The organism is Halomonas sp. (genome assembly GCF_033549285.1).
Taxonomy (GTDB): domain Bacteria; phylum Pseudomonadota; class Gammaproteobacteria; order Pseudomonadales; family Halomonadaceae; genus Halomonas.
The window spans coordinates 1-22247 of the sequence record NZ_JAWSUJ010000011.1 but is presented as its reverse complement, the minus strand read 5'-3'; the positions used below and the strand labels follow the sequence as shown (position 1 = coordinate 22247).

General features: G+C 68.5%; 21 protein-coding genes and 1 other RNA gene. 11 read left to right on the top strand and 11 right to left on the bottom strand.

Annotated elements, in window-relative coordinates; translation table 11 throughout:
* Nucleotides 1–280: 280 nt before the first annotated feature.
* Nucleotides 281–1084, bottom strand: coding sequence for a 4-hydroxy-tetrahydrodipicolinate reductase (gene dapB / locus SCI24_RS04160; RefSeq protein WP_318724171.1), 804 nt, complete (start codon nt 1082–1084; stop codon nt 281–283).
* 123 nt (nt 1085–1207) lie between these two features.
* Here dapB and SCI24_RS04155 point away from each other — a divergent pair, with 123 nt between their 5' ends.
* Nucleotides 1208–3154, top strand: coding sequence for an MBL fold metallo-hydrolase (locus tag SCI24_RS04155; RefSeq protein WP_318724170.1), 1947 nt, complete (start codon nt 1208–1210; stop codon nt 3152–3154).
* On the opposite strand, the gene SCI24_RS04150 is transcribed toward SCI24_RS04155, so the two are convergent.
* Nucleotides 3151–4056, bottom strand: coding sequence for a DMT family transporter (locus tag SCI24_RS04150; RefSeq protein WP_318724169.1), 906 nt, complete (start codon nt 4054–4056; stop codon nt 3151–3153). The two genes, SCI24_RS04155 and SCI24_RS04150, sit on opposite strands and share 4 nt — an antisense overlap.
* Complete coding sequence (locus SCI24_RS04145) at nt 4053–4331, bottom strand: DUF2218 domain-containing protein (RefSeq protein WP_318724168.1); 279 nt, start codon at nt 4329–4331, stop codon at nt 4053–4055. Before SCI24_RS04145 ends, SCI24_RS04150 begins: the two co-directional genes overlap by 4 nt.
* Nucleotides 4332–4382: 51 nt before the next feature.
* Here SCI24_RS04145 and corA point away from each other — a divergent pair, with 51 nt between their 5' ends.
* Entirely contained in the window at nt 4383–5480 is a 1098-nt protein-coding gene (gene corA / locus SCI24_RS04140; RefSeq protein ID WP_318724167.1) for a magnesium/cobalt transporter CorA, read from the top strand.
* 127 nt (nt 5481–5607) lie between these two features.
* Nucleotides 5608–6552, top strand: a complete 945-nt coding sequence (locus tag SCI24_RS04135) for an HNH endonuclease (RefSeq protein WP_318724166.1) — start codon at nt 5608–5610, stop codon at nt 6550–6552.
* A gap of 76 nt (nt 6553–6628) precedes the next feature.
* Here SCI24_RS04135 and dnaJ read toward each other — a convergent pair whose 3' ends face one another.
* From dnaJ to grpE, 3 genes are all read right to left on the bottom strand, one after another.
* The gene (dnaJ, locus tag SCI24_RS04130) at nt 6629–7780 is read right to left on the bottom strand and encodes a molecular chaperone DnaJ (RefSeq protein ID WP_318724165.1); all 1152 of its coding nucleotides are present in this window, start codon (nt 7778–7780) and stop codon (nt 6629–6631) included.
* Nucleotides 7781–7872: 92 nt separating this feature from the next.
* Nucleotides 7873–9801: a molecular chaperone DnaK gene (gene dnaK / locus SCI24_RS04125; RefSeq protein ID WP_318724164.1), complete on the bottom strand. Its 1929-nt coding sequence runs from the start codon at nt 9799–9801 to the stop codon at nt 7873–7875.
* A gap of 124 nt (nt 9802–9925) precedes the next feature.
* A complete protein-coding gene (gene grpE, locus SCI24_RS04120) occupies nt 9926–10555 on the bottom strand; it encodes a nucleotide exchange factor GrpE (RefSeq protein WP_133637640.1) in 630 nt (209 codons plus the stop codon).
* Between the two features lie 315 nt (nt 10556–10870).
* Here grpE and recN point away from each other — a divergent pair, with 315 nt between their 5' ends.
* Nucleotides 10871–12544: a DNA repair protein RecN gene (gene recN / locus SCI24_RS04115; protein WP_318724163.1), complete on the top strand. Its 1674-nt coding sequence runs from the start codon at nt 10871–10873 to the stop codon at nt 12542–12544.
* A 120-nt stretch (nt 12545–12664) separates the two neighbouring features.
* On the opposite strand, the gene fur is transcribed toward recN, so the two are convergent.
* Nucleotides 12665–13111: a ferric iron uptake transcriptional regulator gene (gene fur, locus SCI24_RS04110; protein WP_106232295.1), complete on the bottom strand. Its 447-nt coding sequence runs from the start codon at nt 13109–13111 to the stop codon at nt 12665–12667.
* Nucleotides 13112–13183: 72 nt separating this feature from the next.
* On the opposite strand from fur, the gene SCI24_RS04105 reads away from it, so the two are divergent.
* Nucleotides 13184–13612, top strand: a complete 429-nt coding sequence (locus SCI24_RS04105; protein ID WP_318724162.1) for an outer membrane protein assembly factor BamE — start codon at nt 13184–13186, stop codon at nt 13610–13612.
* 57 nt (nt 13613–13669) lie between these two features.
* Here the strand turns inward: SCI24_RS04105 and SCI24_RS04100 are convergent, their stop codons facing one another.
* Nucleotides 13670–13984, bottom strand: coding sequence for an RnfH family protein (locus SCI24_RS04100; RefSeq protein ID WP_318724161.1), 315 nt, complete (start codon nt 13982–13984; stop codon nt 13670–13672).
* Nucleotides 13974–14408, bottom strand: a complete 435-nt coding sequence (locus SCI24_RS04095; protein ID WP_318724160.1) for a type II toxin-antitoxin system RatA family toxin — start codon at nt 14406–14408, stop codon at nt 13974–13976. Before SCI24_RS04095 ends, SCI24_RS04100 begins: the two co-directional genes overlap by 11 nt.
* A 128-nt stretch (nt 14409–14536) precedes the next feature.
* Here SCI24_RS04095 and smpB point away from each other — a divergent pair, with 128 nt between their 5' ends.
* The 5 genes from smpB to SCI24_RS04070 all read left to right on the top strand — a co-directional run bounded on the left by smpB (nt 14537) and on the right by SCI24_RS04070 (nt 19571).
* Entirely contained in the window at nt 14537–15028 is a 492-nt protein-coding gene (smpB, locus tag SCI24_RS04090) for an SsrA-binding protein SmpB (RefSeq protein ID WP_318724159.1), read from the top strand.
* Between the two features lie 40 nt (nt 15029–15068).
* Nucleotides 15069–15448, top strand: a transfer-messenger RNA (tmRNA) gene (gene ssrA / locus SCI24_RS04085).
* Between the two features lie 315 nt (nt 15449–15763).
* Nucleotides 15764–16963 carry a saccharopine dehydrogenase family protein gene (locus SCI24_RS04080; protein WP_318724158.1) on the top strand — a complete coding sequence of 400 codons (1200 nt, stop codon included), beginning with the start codon at nt 15764–15766 and terminating at the stop codon, nt 16961–16963.
* Nucleotides 16944–18128, top strand: coding sequence for a carboxynorspermidine decarboxylase (gene nspC / locus SCI24_RS04075; RefSeq protein WP_318724157.1), 1185 nt, complete (start codon nt 16944–16946; stop codon nt 18126–18128). The genes SCI24_RS04080 and nspC overlap by 20 nt, the downstream gene beginning before the upstream one ends.
* Before the next feature lie 147 nt (nt 18129–18275).
* Nucleotides 18276–19571: an aspartate kinase gene (locus SCI24_RS04070; RefSeq protein WP_318724156.1), complete on the top strand. Its 1296-nt coding sequence runs from the start codon at nt 18276–18278 to the stop codon at nt 19569–19571.
* Nucleotides 19572–19574: 3 nt separating this feature from the next.
* On the opposite strand, the gene SCI24_RS04065 is transcribed toward SCI24_RS04070, so the two are convergent.
* Together SCI24_RS04065 and gap are read right to left on the bottom strand one after the other, a co-directional pair.
* Complete coding sequence (locus SCI24_RS04065) at nt 19575–20321, bottom strand: sulfite exporter TauE/SafE family protein (RefSeq protein WP_318724155.1); 747 nt, start codon at nt 20319–20321, stop codon at nt 19575–19577.
* Between the two features lie 113 nt (nt 20322–20434).
* Entirely contained in the window at nt 20435–21457 is a 1023-nt protein-coding gene (gene gap / locus SCI24_RS04060; RefSeq protein WP_318724154.1) for a type I glyceraldehyde-3-phosphate dehydrogenase, read from the bottom strand.
* Between the two features lie 280 nt (nt 21458–21737).
* Between gap and SCI24_RS04055 the strand changes: the two genes are divergently transcribed.
* Nucleotides 21738–22247 (top strand): pyruvate kinase (locus tag SCI24_RS04055; protein WP_318724153.1); only part of this gene is annotated, 510 nt, incomplete at its 3' end.

Genomic DNA, 22247 nt, shown 5'->3' with positions numbered 1-22247 from the left:
GGAATGCCTGGGCCGAAGCAACAAGCGCTCGAGAGGGCTTTATGCCCGCGCGCCCGGCCAAAATTTTGGGGATATTACAGGAAATGGTGTCCGGCGGCTACCCCCGGGAAGTTACTCCTCGAAGGCATGCGCCATGACATGCAGCGAGAGGCGCCGGGGACAGGCCGAAGAGGGGGTCCTATGCCAGGGATGGCATCGGTAGCGCCCAGGGAGGGGTTCACAGCGCCCCCTCGAAGGCCTGTCGCCGGAACAGCCTCGAGCCTTGGCCAAGCCCCAATGATTACAGCCCGAGCACATCCTGCATCGAGTAGCGGCCGTTGGCCTGGCCGGCCACCCAGCGCGCGGCGCGCACCGCCCCCTTGGCAAAGGTCATGCGGCTCGAGGCCTTGTGGGTGATCTCGATGCGCTCGCCCTCGGTGGCGAACATCACGGTGTGCTCGCCGACGATGTCGCCGGCGCGCACGGTAGCGAAGCCGATCTCCTTGTCACTGCGCGGCCCGCACTGGCCCTCGCGGGCGAAGACGCCATGCTCCTTCAGGGTGCGGCCCAGGCTCTCGGCCACCACCTCGCCCATCTTCAGCGCCGTGCCGGAGGGGGCATCCACCTTGTGGCGGTGGTGGGCCTCGATCACCTCGATGTCGTAACCCTCATCGCCCAGTGCCTTCGCCGCCGTCTCGAGCAGCTTCAGCGTCAGGTTCACGCCCACGCTCATGTTCGGTGCGAAGACCATCGGCACCCGGTCGCGGAAGCCGTCCAGTTCGGTGAGCTCCTCGTCGTTCAGGCCGGTGGTGCCGATGACGATGCGCTTGCCGTGCTCGGCGCAGAAGGCCAGGTTGGCCAGGGTCACCTGGGGCGCGGTGAAGTCGATCAGCACATCGATGTCGTCGGCGATGGCCTCGAGCGAATCCACGGCGGCCACGCCCAGCTTGCCGACCCCCGCCAGCTCGCCGATATCGGCGCCGACCAGGGAGCTGCCGGGCTCAACGATGCCGCCGGCCAGGGTGGCCCCGGCATCCTGCTGCACGGCGTTGACCAGGGTGCGGCCCATGCGGCCGGAGACACCGACGATGGCGATACGGGTCATGCGGACTCCTGCGAATTCGATGGCTGCTTGATGGCCGGCAGTATACCAGAGGCCACCCGGCCGGGGTGGCCGCCCCTCGGCAATCCCCCCACACTGGGCATATCGATGCCGAGGGCCATCACCATGCCTGCACCGACCGAGCCCCTTCCCGCGGACCATCCCCTGCTGGCCCTGCTGCGGCGCCATGAGCGCGTGCTGGTGGCCGGCGCGCCGGGCAGCGGCAAGAGCACCCTGGTGCGCGCCGCCGCGGCGACCCTGGCCGCCCGGGGCCAGGCATGCCACTGCCTGAGCGCCGACCCGGGGCTGCCCGGCATCGGGCCACCCGGTGCGGCCTGCCTGGGCCGCTGGGAAAGTGGGGAGTGGCGGCTGGAAGCGATCGCCGCCCTGGCCTCCCTGGATGCCGCCCGCTTCCGCTTGCCGCTGGTGCAGGCGGTGCGACGGCTGGCCGAACAGGCCCCCGCCGGGGCGCTGCTGCTGGACGCCCCGGGGGTGGTACGCGGTGCCGCCGGGGCCGAGCTGCTGCCGGCGCTGGCAAAGGCCGCGGGCGTCGGCGCGCTGCTGGTGCTGGCGGCAGAAACGGCGCCCTTCCCGCTGCACGAGGAGTGTCGCGCCCTGGGGCGGGAGGTCGTCACCCTGGCGCCGGACTCGCGGGCCCGCCACCCAGGAAAGCATCGGCGCCGCGCGCGTCGCACTGACGACTGGGACGCCTGGCTGGCGCAGGCCCACGAGGCCGTGCTCGAGCTGCCCGCGCTGGCCCTGACCGGCACCACCCCGCCGCGCAGCGCCCCCGAGGCCTGGGCGGGGCGCCAGGTCGGGCTGCTCGACGCACGAGGCGACACCCTGGGGCTGGGCGAGATCCTGGCGCTGGAGGATGACCGACTGCGGATTCGCACGCCCCCGCTTGCCGGCACGCCTCACACCCTGGTGGTCCGCGATGCCCGCCGCGGCCGCGACGGCCAGCTGGGCACCGCGCATCCCCACGCAACCACCCTCGATACGCCCGCGCCGGACGACACCCCCGCGCCCCTGGAGAGCCGCGACGGCCCGCGCCCCCGGGCGGATCTCGGCAGCTTCACCGCGACCCTGGTCAACGGCGTCTTCGGCGACCCGCTGCTGCACCTGCGGCTGCGCCACCAGTCGCGCAGCCTGCTGTTCGACCTGGGCGACCCCGGCCGCCTGCCCGCGCGCCTCGCCCACCAGGTGAGCGACGTCTTCATCAGCCACGCCCACTTCGACCACATCAGCGGCTTCCTGTGGCTGCTGCGCTCGCGCATCGGTGAGTACCCGGCCTGCCGGCTCTATGGCCCGCCTGGGCTGGCCGAGCACCTGCAGGGGCTGGTGAGCGGCATCCTCTGGGACCGGGTCGACGAGAAGGCACCCCGCTTCGAGGTCGGCGAGCTGCACGGCGAGAGCCTCCTGCGCTGGGGGATCGTCGCCGGCGAGGCGCGCCCCACCCCCCTGCCCGCGCGCCCGACCCCCGGCGGCCTGCTGCACGAGGAGCTCGGCTTTCGCGTGCGGGCCACCACCCTCGACCATGGCACGCCGGTGCTGGCCTATGCCCTGGAGCCCGAACGGCAGGTCGCGGTGCGCAAGGAGCGGCTGGAAGCCCATGGCTGGCCGCCGGGCCCCTGGCTCGGCACGCTCAAGCATCATGTCCTGGCGGGCGAGGGAGAGGCCCGGATCCAGCTGCCGGACGGCACCACCCGGAGCGCGGCCAGCCTGGCACAGGCCCTGCTGCTGACCCGGCCGGGGGAGCGGCTGGTCTATGCCACCGACCTTGGCGACACCGCAGAGAACCGCCGGCGCCTGGCCGCCCTGGCGCGGGGCGCCCGGGTGCTCTTCTGCGAGGCGCCGTTCCTTACGGCCGAGGCGGAGCAGGCCCGACGCACCGGCCACCTGACCGCCCGGGCCTGCGGCGAGATCGCCGGGGCGGCCGGGGTGGCACGCCTGGTGCCCTTCCACTTCTCGCGCCGCCACATCACCGATACCCGCCGCCTGCACGACGAGATCCGACTGGCCTTTCCCGGCGAGGCAGCCGGCGAGCCCGCGGGGAAGGACGAGGCCGACTAGCCGGCCGCCCGGCCGTTACGCAGCAGCAGCGCGATCGCCACGACCACCAGCAGGCTGCCCGGCAGCCAGACCCAGCCGATCCGCTCGGGCTCGCGGACGAACAGCAGCAGCATGGAGACGAAGGGCACCAGGTAGCTGTAGGCGGTGACCGCCCCCGGGGTGAGCGCCGAGGTGGCGCGCTGCAGGAGCCAGAAGGTCAGGGCACTGGAGAAGAGGCCCAGGTAGACCAGCAGCAGCAGGTCGCGGCCGCTCATGGTGGCCAGGCGCCCCACCGGCTCGACGGCGAGCCCCAGCAGCCCGATCAGCACGGCGCCCAGGCCCAGGCTCCAGAAGGTGCGCACCGCCGCCGAATCCGGCAGGCGCCCGGTCGCAAGCCCCCACTTGCTGAGCACCGGATAGAGCGCCGTGGAGAGACACCCCAGGAAGAACACCGCCTCGCCGATCCCGAACTGCAGGCGCCCGCCCTTCGCCAGGGATTCGGCGAAGGCCAGGCCCAGCGCCCCCGCCGCCCCCAGCGCCAGGATCGCCGGCAGGCGCCAGGCCAGCCGTTCCACGCCGAAGCCCAGCCCCAGCAGGAAGGCCAGCAGCGGCACCGTGACGAAGAGGGTGGCCATGGAGAGCGCCGTGGCATGGTGCGCCGCCCAGAACATGGCCCCGAAGAAGCCGGCCAGGCAGAGCCCCATCAGCGCATAGAGCGGTAGCCGCCGCCAGGCGGGGAGGAAGTCCGGCGAGCGCCGGGCCAGCCACCACAGGCCGCTGCAGGCGATGACGAAGCGCAGCGCGGTGAGCGAGAACGGCGGCAGTTCGCTCATCGCGCCCACCGCGGGAAACGACAGCCCCACCAGCGCCGCCCACAGCAGCATGCCGAGGTGGGCGGCGCGGGGCGAGATGCCGTCGCTCAATTTTCCCAGACGATCTCCAGGGTCACGCCCGTGAGACCCTCGAGCGCGGCGTTCACCTTGCCCTCGAGCCGGTCCAGGGTCTCGTCATCCAGCGTCTCGACGGCCACGATCAACCGGTCCGGCTCGGCCTGGAGCAGGCAGAGGCCCTCGTCGAAGGTGACCCGCGCCTGGGTCTCCTCACGGTCGATCGGCCGCGCATCGGCCCACTCCCGGCAGAGGCGCTCGACCAGCCCCTTGGCATCCTCGGCGGGAATCTCGGCTCGTGAAATCGGCATGGCGGCCTCCGCGTCTCGTTGGGTGAAATCCCAGCCTATGACGGCGCCCCGATGAACGCCACCCCCATTCCCGATGCGCCTTTTCACGGCATCCCGCCTGCGCTGGCCGGGGCGCGAGAGGTGGCCGCCCCCAGGCACTATGCTGTCGCACAGGACACCACCACCGATCGGGAGAACTCGGCAATGATCATCAACTGCGTGGCCTACGAGAAGGGACATCGCCTCCAAGATATAAAGCCCGACGAGATCGACGGCTACCTGGGGCAACCTGACCGTTTCGTGTGGGTGGCACTGCACGAGCCCGACGAGCAGGAGATGGCCCGCTTCCAGGCGGTGTTCGGCCTGCACGAGCTGGCCGTGGAGGACGCCCTGAACGGGCACCAGCGCCCCAAGTTCGAGGAGTATGGCGAGTCGCTGTTCGTGATCATGCACATGGTCACGATGCGCGACGACCAGCTGGAGACCGGCCAGGTCGCGGTGTTCGCCGGCCCGGGGTACGTGCTCTCGGTGCGCCTGCACCCGGGCCGGGGCTTCACCGAGGTCCGCCAGCGCTGCGAGCACGAGCCGAAGCTGCTCAGGCACGGCCCCGCCTTCGTGATCTATGCCCTGATGGACACCATCGTCGACCGCTACTTCCCGGTGGTCGAGGCCCTGCAGGCCGAGCTCGAGAGCATCGAGGACCAGATCTTCATCCGCGGGTCGGCCCGCCGCAGCCTGGAGCGCCTCTACCAGCTCAAGCGCCAGACCATGCGGCTCAAGCATGCCGCCATGCCCCTGGGCGAGGCGGCGAGCCACCTGTTCGGCGGCCGGGTACCGGCGCTGTGCCGCAAGACCCGGGAATACTTCCGCGACGTGTACGACCACCTGAATCGCATCGAGTCGGCGGTGGATACCATCCGCGAGATGACCATCACCGCGATCCAGGTGAACCTCTCGATGGTGGCGATCGACGAGGGCGAGGTGCACAAGCGGCTGGCGGCCTGGGCCGCCATCTTCGCGGTGGCCACCATCCTCGCCGGTATCTGGGGCATGAACTTCGCCCACATGCCGGAGCTCGACTGGCGCCTGGGCTACCCCCTGGCGCTGCTGGTGATGGGCAGTGCCTGCGGCATGCTCTACTGGCGCTTCCACCGCGCCGGCTGGCTGTAGCCTGGGCCATCGGAGTGCACACCAGCACATGAGTGATATAGGGTAGCCTCATGCCTGAGGAGCAAGGCATGACAGAGTGGATCACGCCGCTGGGCAGCGGGGACAGGAATCGCAAGTAGGGAGTGCAATGGATACGCGGCTGGAGTACCTGACACGGCTCAGAGTGGGGCAACGCAAGGCTGGTCCGGCGCCCAACAAGCCGTGCCTGCTGCTGGCCCTCATCTGCGAGATCCAGTCGGGGCATTTCGGCTCGCCCGAGGTGGTCATCGATAAGCGACTGCTTGCCCGCTACCACGACCTCTATGAGGCCGCCACGGGGAACAGACACGCCGCGAATCCTCAGCTCCCCCTCTGGCACCTGCGCAATGACCAGGGTCCCGCCGGGCCACTCTGGTCACCGGACTACGCGCCCGACCTGGCTTCCCTCTCGGACAAGCTCGGCCAACCGAAGTCACTGGATAACCTGCTGGCGCGCTTTGCCTCGGCCCGCCTCGATACGGAGCTGTTCGCCGCCCTTCAGGATACCCACCTTGCTCGCCAGGCCTGCACGCTCCTGACCCAGCACTACCTCTCCGACGATCCCCTGGCCCTGGAACGCCTGACGGAATATCTCGATCGCGCGCTGGCCAGCAGCGAATACGAGAAGCATCCCGAGAAGCTGAAGGGCAGCATCCAGGAATCACGGCAGCAGTACGCCCGCTCCGCCGCCTTTCGGACCCTGGTGCTGGATGCCTACGACTATCGCTGTGCAGCCAGCCGGCTGCGCTATATCACCCCGGACTACCGCTACCTGGTGGAGGCGGCCCACCTGATCCCCTTCGCCGTCTGCCAGGATGATCGACCGACGAACGGCCTGGCACTTACGCCCAACCTGCATTGGGCGATGGACAACCACCTGATCGCCCCGGGCCCCGATCATCGCTGGCATGTCAGCCAGGCAGTCGACGCTCTGGTGCCCGACAACGACTGGCTCTGCCGCCTCGACGGCAAGCCACTGGTGCTACCCAGGAACCCGCGATGGCAGCCGACGCCCGAGGCGCTGGCATGGCGGATGGACCACCTGCAGCGCTGACCGGCATGGCCCAGACGCGACAGGGCCCCGGCATCATGCGATGCCGGGGCCCTGTAGTGGCCGAGCGGACTCGGCCTTACGGCTTCATGTCCTCGAAGAACTTCTTCACCCCGTCGAAGAAGCTCGACTTCTTCGGCGAGTGGTGATGGCCGTTGCTGCCGCCCAGGCTGTCCTGGAACTTGCGCAGCAGCTCCTTCTGCTCCTCGTTGAGCTTGACCGGGGTCTCGACCACGACCTTGCACAGCAGGTCGCCCGGCGGGCCGCCACGCACCGGCTTGACACCCTTGCCGCGCAGGCGGAAGAGCTTGCCGGTCTGGGTCTCGGGCGGGATCTTCAGCTTGACCCGGCCGTCCAGGGTCGGCACCTCAAGCTCGCCGCCGAGTGCGGCGTCGACGAAGTTGATCGGCACCTCGCACTGCAGGTGGCGGCCGTCGCGCTCGAAGATGTGGTGCGGCTTGATCGCCACCTGGACGTAGAGGTCCCCGGGCGGGCCCCCGTTGATGCCGGCCTCGCCCTCGCCGTTGAGGCGGATGCGGTCGCCGGTATCCACGCCGGCCGGGATCTTCACCGAGAGGGTGCGGGTCTCGCGCACCCGGCCCTCGCCGTGGCACTTGTGGCACGGCACCTTGATGTGCTGGCCGCTGCCGTGGCAGGTCGGGCAGGTCTGCTGCACGGCGAAGAAGCCCTGCTGCATGCGTACCTGGCCCATGCCGTTACAGGTCGGGCAGGTCTCCTTGCTGGAGCCCGGCTCGGCACCGCCGCCGTCGCAGCGCTCGCACTCGATGTGGCGCGGCACGCGGATGTCCACACTGGTGCCGGCCACAGCGTCCTCGAGGTCTAGCTCGAGGTTGTAGCGAAGGTCGCTGCCGCGCTGCGGCGCATTGGGGTGGCGGCGCCCGCCGCCCCCGCCGAAGATGTCGCCGAACACGTCGCCGAAGATGTCGCTGAAGCCGCCGGCCCCGGCACCGCCGAAGCCGCCTCCGCCGAAGCCACCGGCCTGCTCGTCGACGCCGGCATGGCCGAACTGGTCATAGGCGGCGCGCTTCTCGCTGTCGCTCAGGACCTCGTAGGCCTCCGAGACCTCGCGGAACTTCTCCGCCGCAGTGTCATCCTCCGGATTGCGGTCCGGGTGGAATTTCTGGGCGAGGCGTCGGTAGGCCTTCTTGATGTCCTTCTGGTCGGCACCGCGCTCGACGCCCAGTACTTCGTAGTAGTCACGCTTGGACATGAGTCTGTCCGCCTCCGTAGGGACTCTGCGGAAACACCAACGCGGGAGTCAGGCCCCCGCGCTGGCGTCATCCGTGGTTCAGATGTCGTGGTTTACTGCTTTTTCTGGTCGTCGTTGACTTCTTCGTACTCGGCGTCGACCACGTCATCTTCCTGCTTGGCGCCAGCCTCGCTGCCGGCCTCGGCGCCCTGGGCAGCCTCGCCCTGCTCGGCGTACATCTTCTGCGCCAGGTTGCCCGAGGCCTCGGTCAGCTTGTCCAGCTTGGCCTGGATGTCGTCCTTGTCGTCGCCCTTGATCGCTTCCTCGAGCTCGGTCGCGGCGGTCTCGATGGCCTGCTTCTCCTCGTCGCTGGCCTTGTCGCCGGCCTCCTCGAGGGTCTTGCGGGCGGCGTGGACCATGCCGTCGGCCTGGTTGCGCAGCTGGACCAGCTCCTCGAACTTCTTGTCCTCGTCGGCGTGGGCCTCGGCGTCCTGGACCATCTGCTCGATCTCGTCCTCGGAGAGGCCGCTGGAGGCCTTGATGACGATCGACTGCTCCTTGCCGGTGGCCTTGTCCTTGGCGGACACGTGCAGGATGCCGTTGGCGTCCAGGTCGAAGGCGACCTCGATCTGCGGCACGCCGCGCGGCGCCGGCGGGATATCGGCCAGGTCGAAGCGGCCCAGCGACTTGTTGCCGCCCGCCTGCTTGCGCTCGCCCTGCAGCACGTGGATGGTCACGGCGGTCTGGTTGTCATCCGCGGTCGAGAAGGTCTGGGTCTTCTTGGTCGGGATGGTGGTGTTCTTCTCGATCAGCGGGGTCATCACGCCGCCCAGGGTCTCGATGCCCAGGGTCAGCGGGGTGACGTCGAGCAGCAGCACGTCCTTGACGTCGCCGCCCAGCACGCCGCCCTGGATCGCCGCCCCCACGGCCACGGCCTCGTCCGGGTTGACGTCCTTGCGGGCGTCCTTGCCGAAGAAGTCGGCCACGGACTTCTGCACCATGGGCATGCGGGTCTGGCCGCCGACCAGGATGACGTCGTCGATCTCGGAGGCGGACAGGCCGGCATCCTTGAGCGCGGTCTTGCACGGCTCCATGGAGCGCTTGACCAGCTCCTCGACCAGCGACTCCAGCTTGGCGCGGGTCACCTTGACGTTGAGGTGCTTGGGACCGGTGTTGTCGGCCGTGATGTACGGCAGGTTGACGTCGGTCTGCTGGGCGCTGGAAAGCTCGATCTTGGCCTTCTCGGCGGCTTCCTTGAGGCGCTGCATGGCCAGGTTGTCGCCGGAGAGGTCGATGCCGCTGTCGGCCTTGAACTGGTCGACCAGGTAGTTGATCAGCTTGAGGTCGAAGTCCTCGCCACCCAGGAAGGTGTCGCCGTTGGTGGCCAGCACCTCGAACTGGGTCTCGCCGTCGACATCGGCCACCTCGATGATGGAGATGTCGAAGGTACCGCCGCCCAGGTCGTAGACCGCGATGGTCTTGTCGCCGCGCGACTTGTCCATGCCGTAGGCCAGGGCGGCCGCGGTCGGCTCGTTGATGATGCGCTTGACCTCGAGGCCGGCGATGCGGCCGGCATCCTTGGTGGCCTGACGCTGGCTGTCGTTGAAGTAGGCCGGCACGGTGATGACCGCCTCGGTGACTTCCTCACCCAGGTAGTCTTCCGCGGTCTTCTTCATCTTCTTCAGCACTTCGGCGCTGACCTGCGGCGGGGCGAGCTTCTTGCCCTTCACTTCCACCCAGGCGTCACCGTTGTCGGCCTCGGAGATGGCGTAGGGCACCATCTTGATGTCCTTCTGGACGACGTCGTCCTTGAAGCGACGGCCGATCAGGCGCTTGATGGCGTACAGGGTGTTCTCGGGGTTGGTCACCGCCTGGCGCTTCGCGGCCTGGCCCACCAGGATCTCGCCGTCTTCGGTGTAGGCGATGATGGAGGGCGTGGTGCGCGCGCCTTCGGCGTTCTCGATCACCTTGGCCTTGTCACCGTCGAGCACGGCGACGCAGGAGTTGGTGGTCCCCAGGTCAATACCGATGATGCGTCCCATAGGAAATCCTCGAAAGTAGTGCAGTTGAATTCGTCGTCTGCGGCTTTCACCGCGGGGTTGCCGTCTATCTGGGGGCCCTCGGAACCTTTTCAAGACCCGAGGGCCGCTTTTGTGTGGCCCGGCCTCAGCCGGCGGCCTGGCTGACCACCACCATGGCCGGGCGTACCAGGCGCCCGTTGAGCAGGTAGCCCTTCTGCATCACTTCCATGACGGTGTTGGGCTCCATCTCGGGGTTGGGCACCATGGCCATGGCCTCGTGGTACTGCGGGTCGAAGGGCTCGCCGTGGGGCTCCACCACCTCGACGCCGAACTTGCCCAGCACGTCCTGCTGCATCTTGAGGGTCATGGAGACGCCCTCGCGGTGCGCTTCGCTCGCGCCGTCCTGCATGGCGTCCAGCGCCTTCTCCAGGCTGTCGACCACCGGCAGCAGTTCCTTCACGAACTTCTCCAGGGCGAACTTGCGGGCCTTCTCGGCCTCCTGCTCCGCCCGGCGGCGCACGTTCTGCGCCTCGGCGGCGGCGCGCATGGCCTGGTCCTTGGCCTCGGCGACGCTCTGCTCGAGCTCCTCGACGCGGGCGGCCAGCACCTCGGCCTCGGGATTGTCCGCGGCCTGGGCCTCGGTGGCGGCCTGCTCGGCGCCCTCGATGGCGTCCTCCAGCTCACCCTCCACGGTCTCGGGCTCGGCCTGCGGCTCGGCTTCCTGCTCCTCGCGAGCGAGTTCGTCGTCCAGCGGGGTCTGGGGGTCTTTGGCCATGTGGGTCTCCTGAATGGCAATCAGCGGCCAGGGGCCGCTGGCAAGGCATGAATGATGGCTTGAATGCGTGTCTGCGGGGTATATGGGGCTGGTCGTGGCGAACTCAAGGCGTCATCGGGCGACGACGCCGGACGTGCATTGTGGGCGAACCTTGACTACTGTATAAACGCACAATACGTGTATGGATAACCAGTAGCCACAGACTGGGCAGTTACCGACCCAGGCAGTTACAGGCCCAGGCAGTTACAGGCCCAGGCAGTTACAGACCCAGACAGTTACAGACTGAGCAGTCCCAGACAGGCCCCGGGAGGCACCATGCTGACAGAGCTTGCCATTCGCGACTTCGCCATCGTCGACCACCTCGAGCTGGAGCTTTCCGGCGGCATGACCGCCATCACCGGCGAGACCGGGGCCGGCAAGTCCATCCTGCTGGGGGCCCTGGGGCTCTGCCTGGGCGAGCGCGCCGACAGCGCCAGCGTGCGCCATGGCCGCGAGCGCGCCGACCTCAGCGCCCGCTTCGACCTCCAGGCGCTGCCCGCGGCGCGTGCCTGGCTCGAGGCCCGTGAGCTGCCCACGGACGACTGCCTGCTGCGCCGGGTGGTCACCCGGGCCGGGCGCTCCAAGGCCTGGATCAACGGCCAGCCCGCCACGGTGGCCGACCTGCGCGCCCTGGGCGAGCACCTCATCGAGATCCACGGCCAGCATGCCCACCAGGCGCTGCTGCACGAGGAGACCCATCTGCGCCTGCTCGACGACTTCGCCGGCCACCGCGACCAGGTGGCCGAGATGCGCCAGGCCTTCCGCGACTGGCAGACGACCCGGCGCCGCCTGGAGCGCCTGGCCGAGGATGGCGACGAGATTCGCGCCCGCCGCCAGCTGCTGCGCTACCAGGTCGAGGAGCTCGACCAGCTGGCCCTGGCCGAGGACGAGCTGAAGGGGCTCGAGGAGGAGCAGGAGGAGCTGGCTCACGCCGAGGAGCGGCTGCGCGAGGCCCAGTTCGCCGCCGAGTGCTGCGATGGTGACGAGGGCGGCGCCCTGTCGCTGCTCAACCAGGCGATCCAGCACCTCTCGGCGCTGCCGGGCAGCGAGCGCGGCAGCCTGGCCGACACCCTTTCCATGCTCGGCGATGCGCGCATCCAGGTCGAGGAGGCCAGCCGCGAGCTGGGCCACTTCGCCGGCAGCGTCGAGCTGGACCCGGAGCGGCTGGCCTGGGTCGAGACGCGCCTGGGCGAGGTGCATCGCATCGCCCGCAAGCACCATGTGCTGCCCGAGGAGCTCCTCGCCCTGCACCGGCGGCTGGCCGAGGAGCTCGAGGGCCTGGAGGGCGGCGACGGCGACCTGGAGGCGCTGGCCGCCGAGGCCGAGGCCCTGAAGAGCCGCTGGCAGGAGCAGGCCACCGTGATCTCCCGGGCCCGCCGGCAGGCCGCCCGCCGCTTCGGCGAGGCCGTGCAGGAGCAGCTGGCCTTCCTGGCCATGGACAAGGCGACCTTCGAGGTCGAGCTCCAGGCCCGCGAGGCCCCGGCCGCCGAGGGGCTCGAGATCGCCCGCATGCGGATCAGCGCCAACCCCGGCCAGCCGGCGCGGCCGCTGGCCAAGGTCGCCTCCGGCGGCGAGCTCTCGCGCATCAGCCTGGCGATCCAGGTGGTGGCGGCCCAGCACTCGACCATTGCCAGCCTGGTGTTCGACGAGGTGGACGTGGGCGTCTCCGGCGCCACCGCCGAGATCGTCGGCCAGCTGCTGCGTCGGCTCGGCCACAACGGCCAGGTGATGACCGTGACCCACCTGCCCCAGGTGGCCGCCCAGGCGCACCATCACCTGCATATCGAGAAGCAGGCCGACGAGGCCTCCACCCTGACCCGCATGGCGCTGCTCGACGAAGCCGGCCGGGTCGGCGAGCTGGCCCGCATGCTGGGCGGGGTGAACCTCTCCGACCGCACCCTGGCCCATGCCCGGGAGATGCTCGACGCCAGCCAGCGCGCCCACCACTGAGCGCCCCGAGCCGCTCGCCCGGCCCTGACGCCAAGCCTTTACACTAGCGCTAACGCACTGCGGCCCCGATCTCTGGATCGGGGCCGCGTTCGTCTGCCTGCCTGGGTCAGCGAGGCGAGGTCACTTCTTCTGGATGCCTTCCTGGCGGGTCGCCCGCGAGCCACGCGGCCTGACGTAGAGCACCAGGGCGTGGTCCACCAGCTCGAAGCCGTGTTCCTCGGCGATCTCCTGCTGGCGACGCTCGATGGTCTCGTCGAAGAATTCGATGATCTCGCCGCTCTCCAGGCACACCATATGGTCGTGGTGCTCCTCCTGAGAGAGCTCGAAGACCGCATGCCCGCCATCGAAGTTGTGGCGGATCACCAGGCCGGCGGACTCGAACTGGGTCAGCACGCGATAGACGGTGGCCAGGCCCACGTCCTCGCCCGCATCCAGCAGGGTCTTGTAGACGTCCTCGGCACTCAGGTGGTGCTGCTCGGAGGCATTCTCGAGGATCTGCAGGATCTTGACGCGCGGCAGGGTCACCTTGAGACCGGCCTTACGCAATTCATGGTTCTGGTCGGCCATGGTCGCTCTTCGCAGTATCGGGTAGGGTCGGTTATGATCGACCGAATCCACGATAGTGAAGAACAGGCGCAAATGCAAAAGCTGACCAGAATCGTCACCCTTTCCCTCGCCCTGCTGATGATCAGCGGTTGCAGCTATTTCGGCGTGTACAAGCGCGACCTGCCCCAGGGCAACCTGGTGACCGAGGCCATGGTCGAGCAGCTGCGGCCGGGCATGAGCCGACAGCAGGTGGTCGACCTGATGGGCAGCCCGCTGCTTGAGGCCCCCTTCGATGCCCGCCAGTGGGACTATGTCTATCGCCTCGACGAGGCCTATGGCGGCGTGGAGCAGCGCCGGGTCACCCTGACCTTCCAGGGCGAGCGCCTGGCCGGCATCGACCGCGAGGGCAACATCTCCGGTGACATCCAGCTACCCGAGGACCAGGGGGCCGGCCCCCGCGTCGAGGGGACGTCGGACACCCGGATGGAGGCCATCGAGAACGTCACCCCGGACCGCCCCTGATCGCGCCGAGCGGCATACCTTGCTGACGCCCCGTGCCGGCCCTCGCCGGGCGGGGCGTCAGCGTTTCTCGCGGGCGGCCCGCGCGCTGCGCGCCGCCTTGGGGTCGAGCTGCAGGGGGCGATAGACCTCGACCCGGTCCCCGGCGCGCAGCCGCACCGCGTCCGGGTCGCGCAGCCGCTTGCCGAAGATCCCCAGGTCGGCCTCACGGAAGGTGGCCGGGGGCAGGTCGGGAAACGCCGCTTCCAGCCCCGCCTTCGCCACCGCCTGGCGCGCCGTGGTGCCCTCGGGCACCACGAGCGTGATGATGCGCTGCCGTTCGGGCAGCGCGAAGGCCACCTCGACCTCGAGCATGGCGGGTGCGCTAGCGGCCATAGAGGTTGTCCGCCCGGCGGGTGAAGGAGTCCACCAGCTGGCCGGCCACCTGCTGGAAGAGCTTGCCGAAGGCCATGCCCAGCAGGCGGTTGGCGAACTCGAACTCCAGCTCGAGGCTCACCTTGCAGGCCTGCTCACCCATGGGCAGGAACAGCCAGCGACCGCGCAGGCGCTTGAAGGGGCCGCTGACCAGCGACATCTCGATGCGCTCGGGCTCGATCAGGTCGTTGCGGGTGGTGAAGCTCTGCTCGATCCCGGCCCGCCCCAGGGTCATCTCGCCGATCAGGTGCGAGTCGTCGCGCTCCAGCAGGCGCGCGCGCCGGCAGCCGGGCAGGAATTCCGGATAACGCTCGAAGTCGTTGACCAGGTCGAACATGTCCTTGGGGGTGTGCCGCACCATGGCGGACCGATTGACCGTTGGCATTGAGCTCTCCGCTGACTTCACAGTGCCCAGGGCGTATCATGAGCGGTTATTTCAGGCCTTGAATGGTACCACGCTTCCCCCCACATCGAAGGGGCAGCGCCACCGGCAGATACAGGACACGAGGTTTCATGGCCAACAAGAAAGGCAAGAGCAAGGGGCCCGGCAACAACGTCATCGCCCAGAACAAGAAGGCTCGCTTCGAGTACCACATCGACGAGACCTTCGAGGCCGGCCTGGTGCTGGCCGGCTGGGAAGTGAAGAGCCTGCGGGCCGGCAAGGCGCAGCTCACCGACACCTACATCCTGGTCAAGAACGGCGAGGCCTGGCTGCTGGGCAGCCACGTCATGCCGCTCAACACCGCCAGCACCCACGAGGTGGCGGACCCGACGCGCACCCGCAAGCTGCTGCTGCATCGCAAGGAGATCGCCAAGATCTTCTCGCGCACCCAGGAGAAGGGGCACACCTGCGTGCCGCTCAAGCTCTACTGGAAGAACAACCGGGTGAAGTGCGAACTGGCCCTGGTGACCGGCAAGAAGCTTCACGACAAGCGGGCCACCGAGAAGGACCGCGACTGGCAGCGGCAGAAGGGCCGCATCATGCGGGAACAAATCAAGGCCTGAGGTGTCACAGAACTGCACATCCTGTTAGGATGCGCGTTACGGGGGCGACACGGTTTCGACGCCGGTGACAATCCCTGAGGTGCATGCCGAGAGCGTGATGTATCTCGTAAATACAACATCACGATTGAATAGTCGCAAACGACGACAACTACGCTCAGGGCGCGCTGGCAGCTTAAACGCCGCTAGCTTCTAGCCCGGCCCCGAAGTGATGTGCCCATTCATCACGGAGGGGATACGAGCGACGACTGATGGGATCGCGATCGGTGGTGTCCTCTCGCCGGTCGTTAAAACTCAGAGGAATCGCGTGGCTGGATCCTGCTCGTCGGAGCCAGTCGCGTTAAATCAAAAGACGAAACTAAGCATGTAGAGCCAATGGGTGAGTGCCGGCGGACGCGGGTTCAATTCCCGCCGCCTCCACCAAACAAGTCGACGAATCAAGCGCCTACGGGCGCTTTTTTCGTTTCCGGCCCACCGCCCCTGCCTCGCCCGCGCGTCGACCTGCGAACGGCTCGCGAAACGGCCTGCCCCACCCCGACTTTCGTATTAGCCTTGACGCGAAAACCTCTTGCGACCAGCCTCAGGGGGCGCCATTATCAGCGCCCACTCGCCGGCCCATGCGACCGACCAGGCGAGAGTGAGACCGGGGTGGCATCGGGTCCGGACGCGCCAAGGCGCTCCCATTACCGATAAGACCCTACCATTGTTGATATTTTCCCGATCTGGATTCGAACCCCCATGAGCAAAGTCCTGATTATCGGCGCCGGCGGCGTCGGCGGTGTCGTCACCCACAAGTGCGCCCAGCATCCCGAGGTATTCAGCGAGATCTGCCTGGCCAGCCGCAACCAGGCGAAGTGCCGCGCCATCGCGGCCCAGCTGGAGCGCCCCATCCAGACCGCCGAGGTGGATGCCGATGACGTCGAGGCGCTGGTCGCGCTGATCGAGTCCTTCCAGCCCGACGTGTTGATCCACGTAGCCCTGCCCTATCAGGACCTGACCATCATGGAGGCCTGCCTGCGCACCGGCGTGCCCTACCTGGATACCGCCAACTACGAGCATCCGGACGAGGCCAAGTTCGAGTACAAGGAGCAGTGGGCCTTCCAGGAGCGCTACGCCAAGGCCGGCAACATGGCCACCCTGGGCTGCGGCTTCGACCCGGGCATGACCAACATCTACTGCGCCTGGGGCCAGAAGAACCTGTTCGACGAGATCCACCGCATCGACATCCTGGATGCCAACGGCGGCGACCACGGCTACCCCTTCGCCACCAACTTCAATCCCGAGATCAACATCCGCGAGATCACCGCCAACGGCCGCTACTGGGAAGAGGGCGAGTGGAAGGAGACCGCGCCGCTGGCCGAGAAGCGCACCTTCGACTTCGACGGCATCGGCGAGAAGGACCTCTATCTGCTCTACCACGAGGAGCTCGAGTCCCTCAGCCAGAACATCAAGGGCCTGAAGCGCATCCGCTTCTGGATGACCTTCTCCGAGAAGTACATCACCCACCTCAAGGTGCTCGAGAACGTCGGCATGACCCGCATCGAGCCGATCGAGTTCGAGGGCCGCGAGATCGCCCCGCTGCAGTTCCTCAAGGCGGTGCTGCCGGACCCGGCGTCCCTCGGCCCGCGCACCAAGGGCAAGACCAACATCGGCGTGATCCTCGACGGCATCAAGGACGGCAAGCGTCGCAAGGTGCATATCTACAACATCTGCGACCACCAAGCGTGTTACGCCGAGGTACAGTCCCAGGCGATCTCCTACACCACCGGCGTGCCGGCGGTGACCGGCGCCATGCTGATGCTCGATGGCCTGTGGAAGGGCGACGGCGTGTTCAACGTCGAGCAGCTCGACCCGGACCCCTTCATGGAGCGCATCGGCGACATGGGCCTGCCCTGGCAGATGGTCGAGCTCGACCCCGATGCCGACCCGCTGGCCTGAGCCCGACATGCGCCAGATCGCCTATCCGTTCGATATCGAAACCTGCCCGTCGCCCGCCTATGTGGTGGACGATGCCCTGCTGCGCCGTAACCTGGAGCTGCTGCGCCAGACCCAGGTAGAGAGCGGCGCGCGCATCCTGCTGGCGCTGAAGGGCTTCGCCATGTGGGACACCTTTCCGCTGGTCCGCCAGTACCTGGTGGGCACCACAGCGAGCGGCCAGGACGAGGCGCGGCTGGGCGCCGAGACCTTCGGCGGCGAGGTGCACTGCTACTCGCCGGCCTTCAGCGAGGCGGAGATGGCGGTGGTGCTGCAGTATGCGGACCACCTCAGCTTCAACTCGCCGGCCCAGTGGCAGCGCTTCCGCGAGCGGGTGGCCCAGGCGCCGCGGCGGGTCTCCTGCGGCCTGCGGGTCAACCCGGAGTACTCCGAGGGCAAGGTGGCACTCTACGACCCCTGTGCCCCCGGTTCACGGCTCGGCACCCGGGCCGTGGACCTGGATGGCGTGGACCTCGCCGGCCTGGAGGGCCTGCATTTCCACACCCTGTGCGAGCAGAACAGCGACGCCCTGGAGCACACCCTGGCCGCCTTCGAGGAGCGCTTCGGCCGCCACCTCGCCGGTCGCAGGTGGGTGAACTTCGGCGGCGGGCACCACATCACCCGCGAGGACTATGACGTGGAGCGGCTGGTGCGGGTGATCCGCGACTTCAAGGCGCGCCACCCGCACCTCGAGGTCTACCTGGAGCCCGGCGAGGCGATCGCGCTCAACACCGGCTACCTGGTGTGCAGCGTGCTGGACATCGTCGAGAACGACGGCCCCATCGCCATCCTCGACACCTCCGCCACGGCGCACATGCCCGACGTGCTGGAGATGCCCTACCGGCCCGAGATCATCGGCGCCGGCGAGCCCGGCGAGAAGGCCCACACCTACCGGCTGGGCGGGTTGACCTGCCTGGCCGGCGACGTGGTGGGCGAATACAGCTTCGACGCCCCGCTGGCGATCGGCGACCGGCTGGTGTTCACTGACATGGCCCACTACACCATGGTGAAGACCACCACCTTCAACGGCATGCGCCTGCCGTCGATCTGCCGGATCGACGAAGCCAGCCGCGAGGTGCGCACGGTGAAGCACTTCGGCTACGAGGACTACCGGGAAAGGCTGAGCTGACGCCCGCGCAGGGCCCGACAGGCACTACGCGACAGGCACCCACGGGTGCCTGTTCTGGTTGTGTCGCCGGCTGACACGCCCTTTCCCCGGGCGGCAATTTCACGCAAGGTAGCACCCGTGACCACAGTGAACGGCGGGAGGATTCGGATGACCCAGGTCTTCAAGTTCGGCGGTGCCTCGATCCAGGACGCCGCGGCCATCCGCCGACTGGGCGAGCTGCTGGCCCGCTTCCGGGCGCGCCCCCTGGTGGTGGTGGTCTCGGCCATGGGCAAGACCACCAATGCCCTGGAGGCGCTGCTGGAAGCGGCACGGCAGGGCGAGGCGGACGACTATCGCGACCGCCTCGAGACCCTTCGCCGGAAGCACCTGGCCACGGTGGAGAGCCTGTTCGGCACCAGGACCGGCCCCGTGGCGGAGCGAGTCGAGACGCTGATCACCGAGCTCGACCGCCGCCATCGTCGCCATGCGAGCCGCGAGCGTCCCTTCCACTACGACCAGACCGTCTGCTTCGGCGAGCTGCTCTCCACCACCATCGTCAGTGCCTGGCTGGAGGAGGCCGGCATGGCGACCGAGTGGCGGGATGCCCGGGAGCTGGTGGTCACCGACGATTGCCACCAGGCGGCCAACGTCGACTGGCAGGCCACCGCCGAGCGAGTGCGTGGCCTGGATAGCGACGACGGCAGGATCCGCGTCACCCAGGGCTTCATCGGCGGCACCGCCGAGGGCGCCTCGACCACCCTGGGCCGCGAGGGCTCGGACTTCAGCGCGGCGATCCTCGCCCACTGCCTGGACGCGGAGGAGGTCACCATCTGGAAGGACGTGCCCGGGCTCTTCAATGCCGACCCGCGGCGCTTCGACAATGCGGTGCAGCTCGAGCAGATCTCCTACGGCGAGGCCATCGAGCTGGCCTGGCACGGCGCCAAGGTGATCCACCCCAAGACCCTGGGCCCGCTGCAGCAGAAGGCGATCCCGCTGACGGTGCGCTCCTTCCAGGACCTCGAGGCACCGCCCAGCACCATCGGCCGGGACACCCGGTTCGACACCCAGACGCCCTCCCTGGTCCTGCGCGAGGCGCAGACGCTGCTGGAGGTCCGCCCCCGGGACTTCGCCTTCATGGACGAGGCTCGCCAGCACGACATCCTCGGCCGCCTGGTGGAGGCCGGGCTGCATGCCGGCCTGGTCGACAGCGGGGCCATGCGCCTCTCGCTGTGCCTGGACGGCCACCCCGAGCGCCTCGAGCCGCTGGTCGCATCGCTCGCCGCCGACTACGCGGTGGAGCGCCGCGACGACCTGACCCTGCTCACCGTGCGCCATGCCGACGACCCCCTGCTGGCGGCCCTGGGCGCCGGACGCGACAGCCTCGCCGAACGGCGCAACGCCGATACCGCCCAGCGGCTCTTTCCCGGTAGCCAGTGCCGGGGGACCTGGCATATCCCGACCTGAGGCTCAGCCCAGGGCCCGGAGCAGCAGCTGCACGCCGACGATGGCCATGGCCAGGATCACCAGGCGGTAGAAGAGACGCTCGCTGACCCGGTGCTGCAGCCACAGGCCGCTGCGAACGCCTGCCCAGGCCATCGGCACCAGCAGCAGCGAGGCCCCGGCGCTGGTCAGGTTGATCTCGCCGAGCCACAGGTAGGGCGGCAGCTTCATCAGGTTGACCGCGGCGAAGAGGATCGCGCTGGTGGCGATGAAGGCCTGCTTGCTCAGCCGCCGGGGAACCAGGTAGAGGTTGAGCGGCGGCGCCCCGGCATGGGCCAGGAAGCTGGTGAAGCCGCAGCCAACACCGGCCGGCAGCGCCCAGCGCGTGGAGATCGGGCGCCCCGCCCCCGGCTTGAGCAGCATGTAGGCGGCGAACAGCAGCGAGATCACGCCCAGCAGCAGGCGCACGCCATCCTCGTCCAGGCGACCGATCAGCAGGGTGCCGATGACCACCCCGATGGCCAGCCCCGGGAGCACGCGTCGCACCTCGGTGCGGTCGTGATGCCCCCACCAGGCCTTCACCGTGAAGGCATCCATCACCAGCAGCAGCGGCAGCAGCAGGCCGGCCGCCTCGACGGGGCCGATGGCGAGCGCCATCAGCGGCACCGAGAGGGTGCCGAAGCCGCCGGCGAACCCGCCCTTGGAGACACCGGTGAGGTAGGTGGACACCACGATGAGGGTCCAGGCCAGCCAGGAGTAGTCGGGGAGCGACATGGGCCTTCCTTGGGTTTCATCCATCCTCGGCACGAGACGACGCCGGGCCACGGTGGTGGCCCGGCGTCATCATACCGCACGGCGTGGGGATGGCCGTCAGGGACGGCCGGCCATCAGGCGGCGTCGCGCTTGCGTCCGGCGGCCGCGTGCATGGCCAGGGCGGTATCCAGCATGCGGTTGGAGAAACCCCACTCGTTGTCGTACCAGGCCATCACCTTGACCAGGCGGCCGTTCACCCGGGTGTGGTTGGCATCGAAGGTCGAGGAGTGGGCATCGTGGTTGAAGTCGATGGAGACCAGCGGCTGGGCGTTGACCGCCAGCACCGGGGAGGCCTCGGCGGCGCTGGCCACGATCTCGTTGATCTCTTCCCTGGTGGTCTCGCGACCGGCGGTGAACACCAGGTCGACCAGCGAGACGTTGATCACCGGCACGCGCACGGCCAGGCCGTCGAACTTGCCCGCCAGCGCCGGCAGCACCAGGCCCACCGCAGCGGCGGCGCCGGTCTTGGTGGGGATCATCGAGTGCGTCGCGCTGCGTGCCCGGTAGGGATCCTTGTGGTAGACGTCGGAGAGGTTCTGGTCGTTGGTGTAGGCATGGACCGTGGTCATCAGGCCGTTCTCGATGCCCACCGCCTCGTGCAGCGCCTGGGCCACCGGGGCCAGGCAGTTGGTGGTGCAGGAGGCATTGGAGACCACCTTGTGTTCGGGCGTGAGCACGTCCTCGTTGACGCCGTACACCACGGTGGCGTCGGCATCGGGGCTCGGCGCCGAGATCAGCACGCGCTCGGCGCCGGCCGCGAGGTGCTTGGCCGCGGCCTCGCGCTTGGTGAACAGGCCGGTGCACTCCATCACCAGGTCCACGCCCAGAGCCTCCCACGGCAGTGCCGCGGGGTCCCGCTCGGAGAGGATGGCGATGCGCTGGCCATCCACGCTCATGCTCTCCTCGTCATGCTCGACGGCGAAGGGGAAGTGGCCGTGCACGGTGTCGTGGCGCAGCAGGTGCGCATTCAATGACGGGTCGCCGAGGTCGTTGATGGCGACCACCTGCACGCGATTGCGGTAGCCGTTCTCGAAAAGGGCACGCAGCACGTTGCGGCCGATGCGGCCGAAACCGTTGATGGCGATCTTGAGCGTCATGGCGTTGTTCTCCTCGGTCCAGTAGCGTCATCTCCCCCATAATGTGGACCAGTCCTGTCCAAGGCTCAAGCACTTTTTAGTAACTTTACAACATAATGCTCTTCACCCTGAGATCGGATGCTACTGCCCGCAAACCCACACACCCGATAGCTTCCGCCATAAGAATAGAGGCTGTCGCCGAGCCGCAAGAGAAGACCGGCATCGGCCTAAATGTAGTAAACTTACCTTGAAAGCGTTATCGTGAACGGATAACAACTCGCGTCCACCGGAGGAGCACGACATGTCGACCACCCCACTGCACACCCCCATCCGTCGCACCAAGATCGTCGCCACCCTGGGCCCGGCCAGCGACCGGGAGGGGGTCCTCGAGGCGATGCTCGAGGCCGGCGTCGACGTGGTGCGCCTCAACTTCTCCCACGGCAGCCCCGATGACCACCGCCGCCGCCTCGAGCGGGTCCGCGCCATCGCCGAGCGCCTGGGCAAGAGCGTCGCCGCCCTGGGCGACCTGCAGGGCCCCAAGATCCGCATCGCCCGCTTCAAGGCGGGCAGCGTGGAACTCGAGGAGGGGCAGTCCTTCATCCTCGACATGGGCCTGGGCAGCGACCAGGGCGACGAGACCCGCGTCGGCTGCGACTACAAGACCCTGGCCGACGACGTCGCCCCCGGCGACCGCCTGCTGCTCGACGACGGCCGGGTGGTGCTCGACGTCAACCGGGTCGCCGACCACCTGATCCACACCAGCGTGGTGGTGGGCGGCACCCTCTCCAACAACAAGGGCATCAACAAGCAG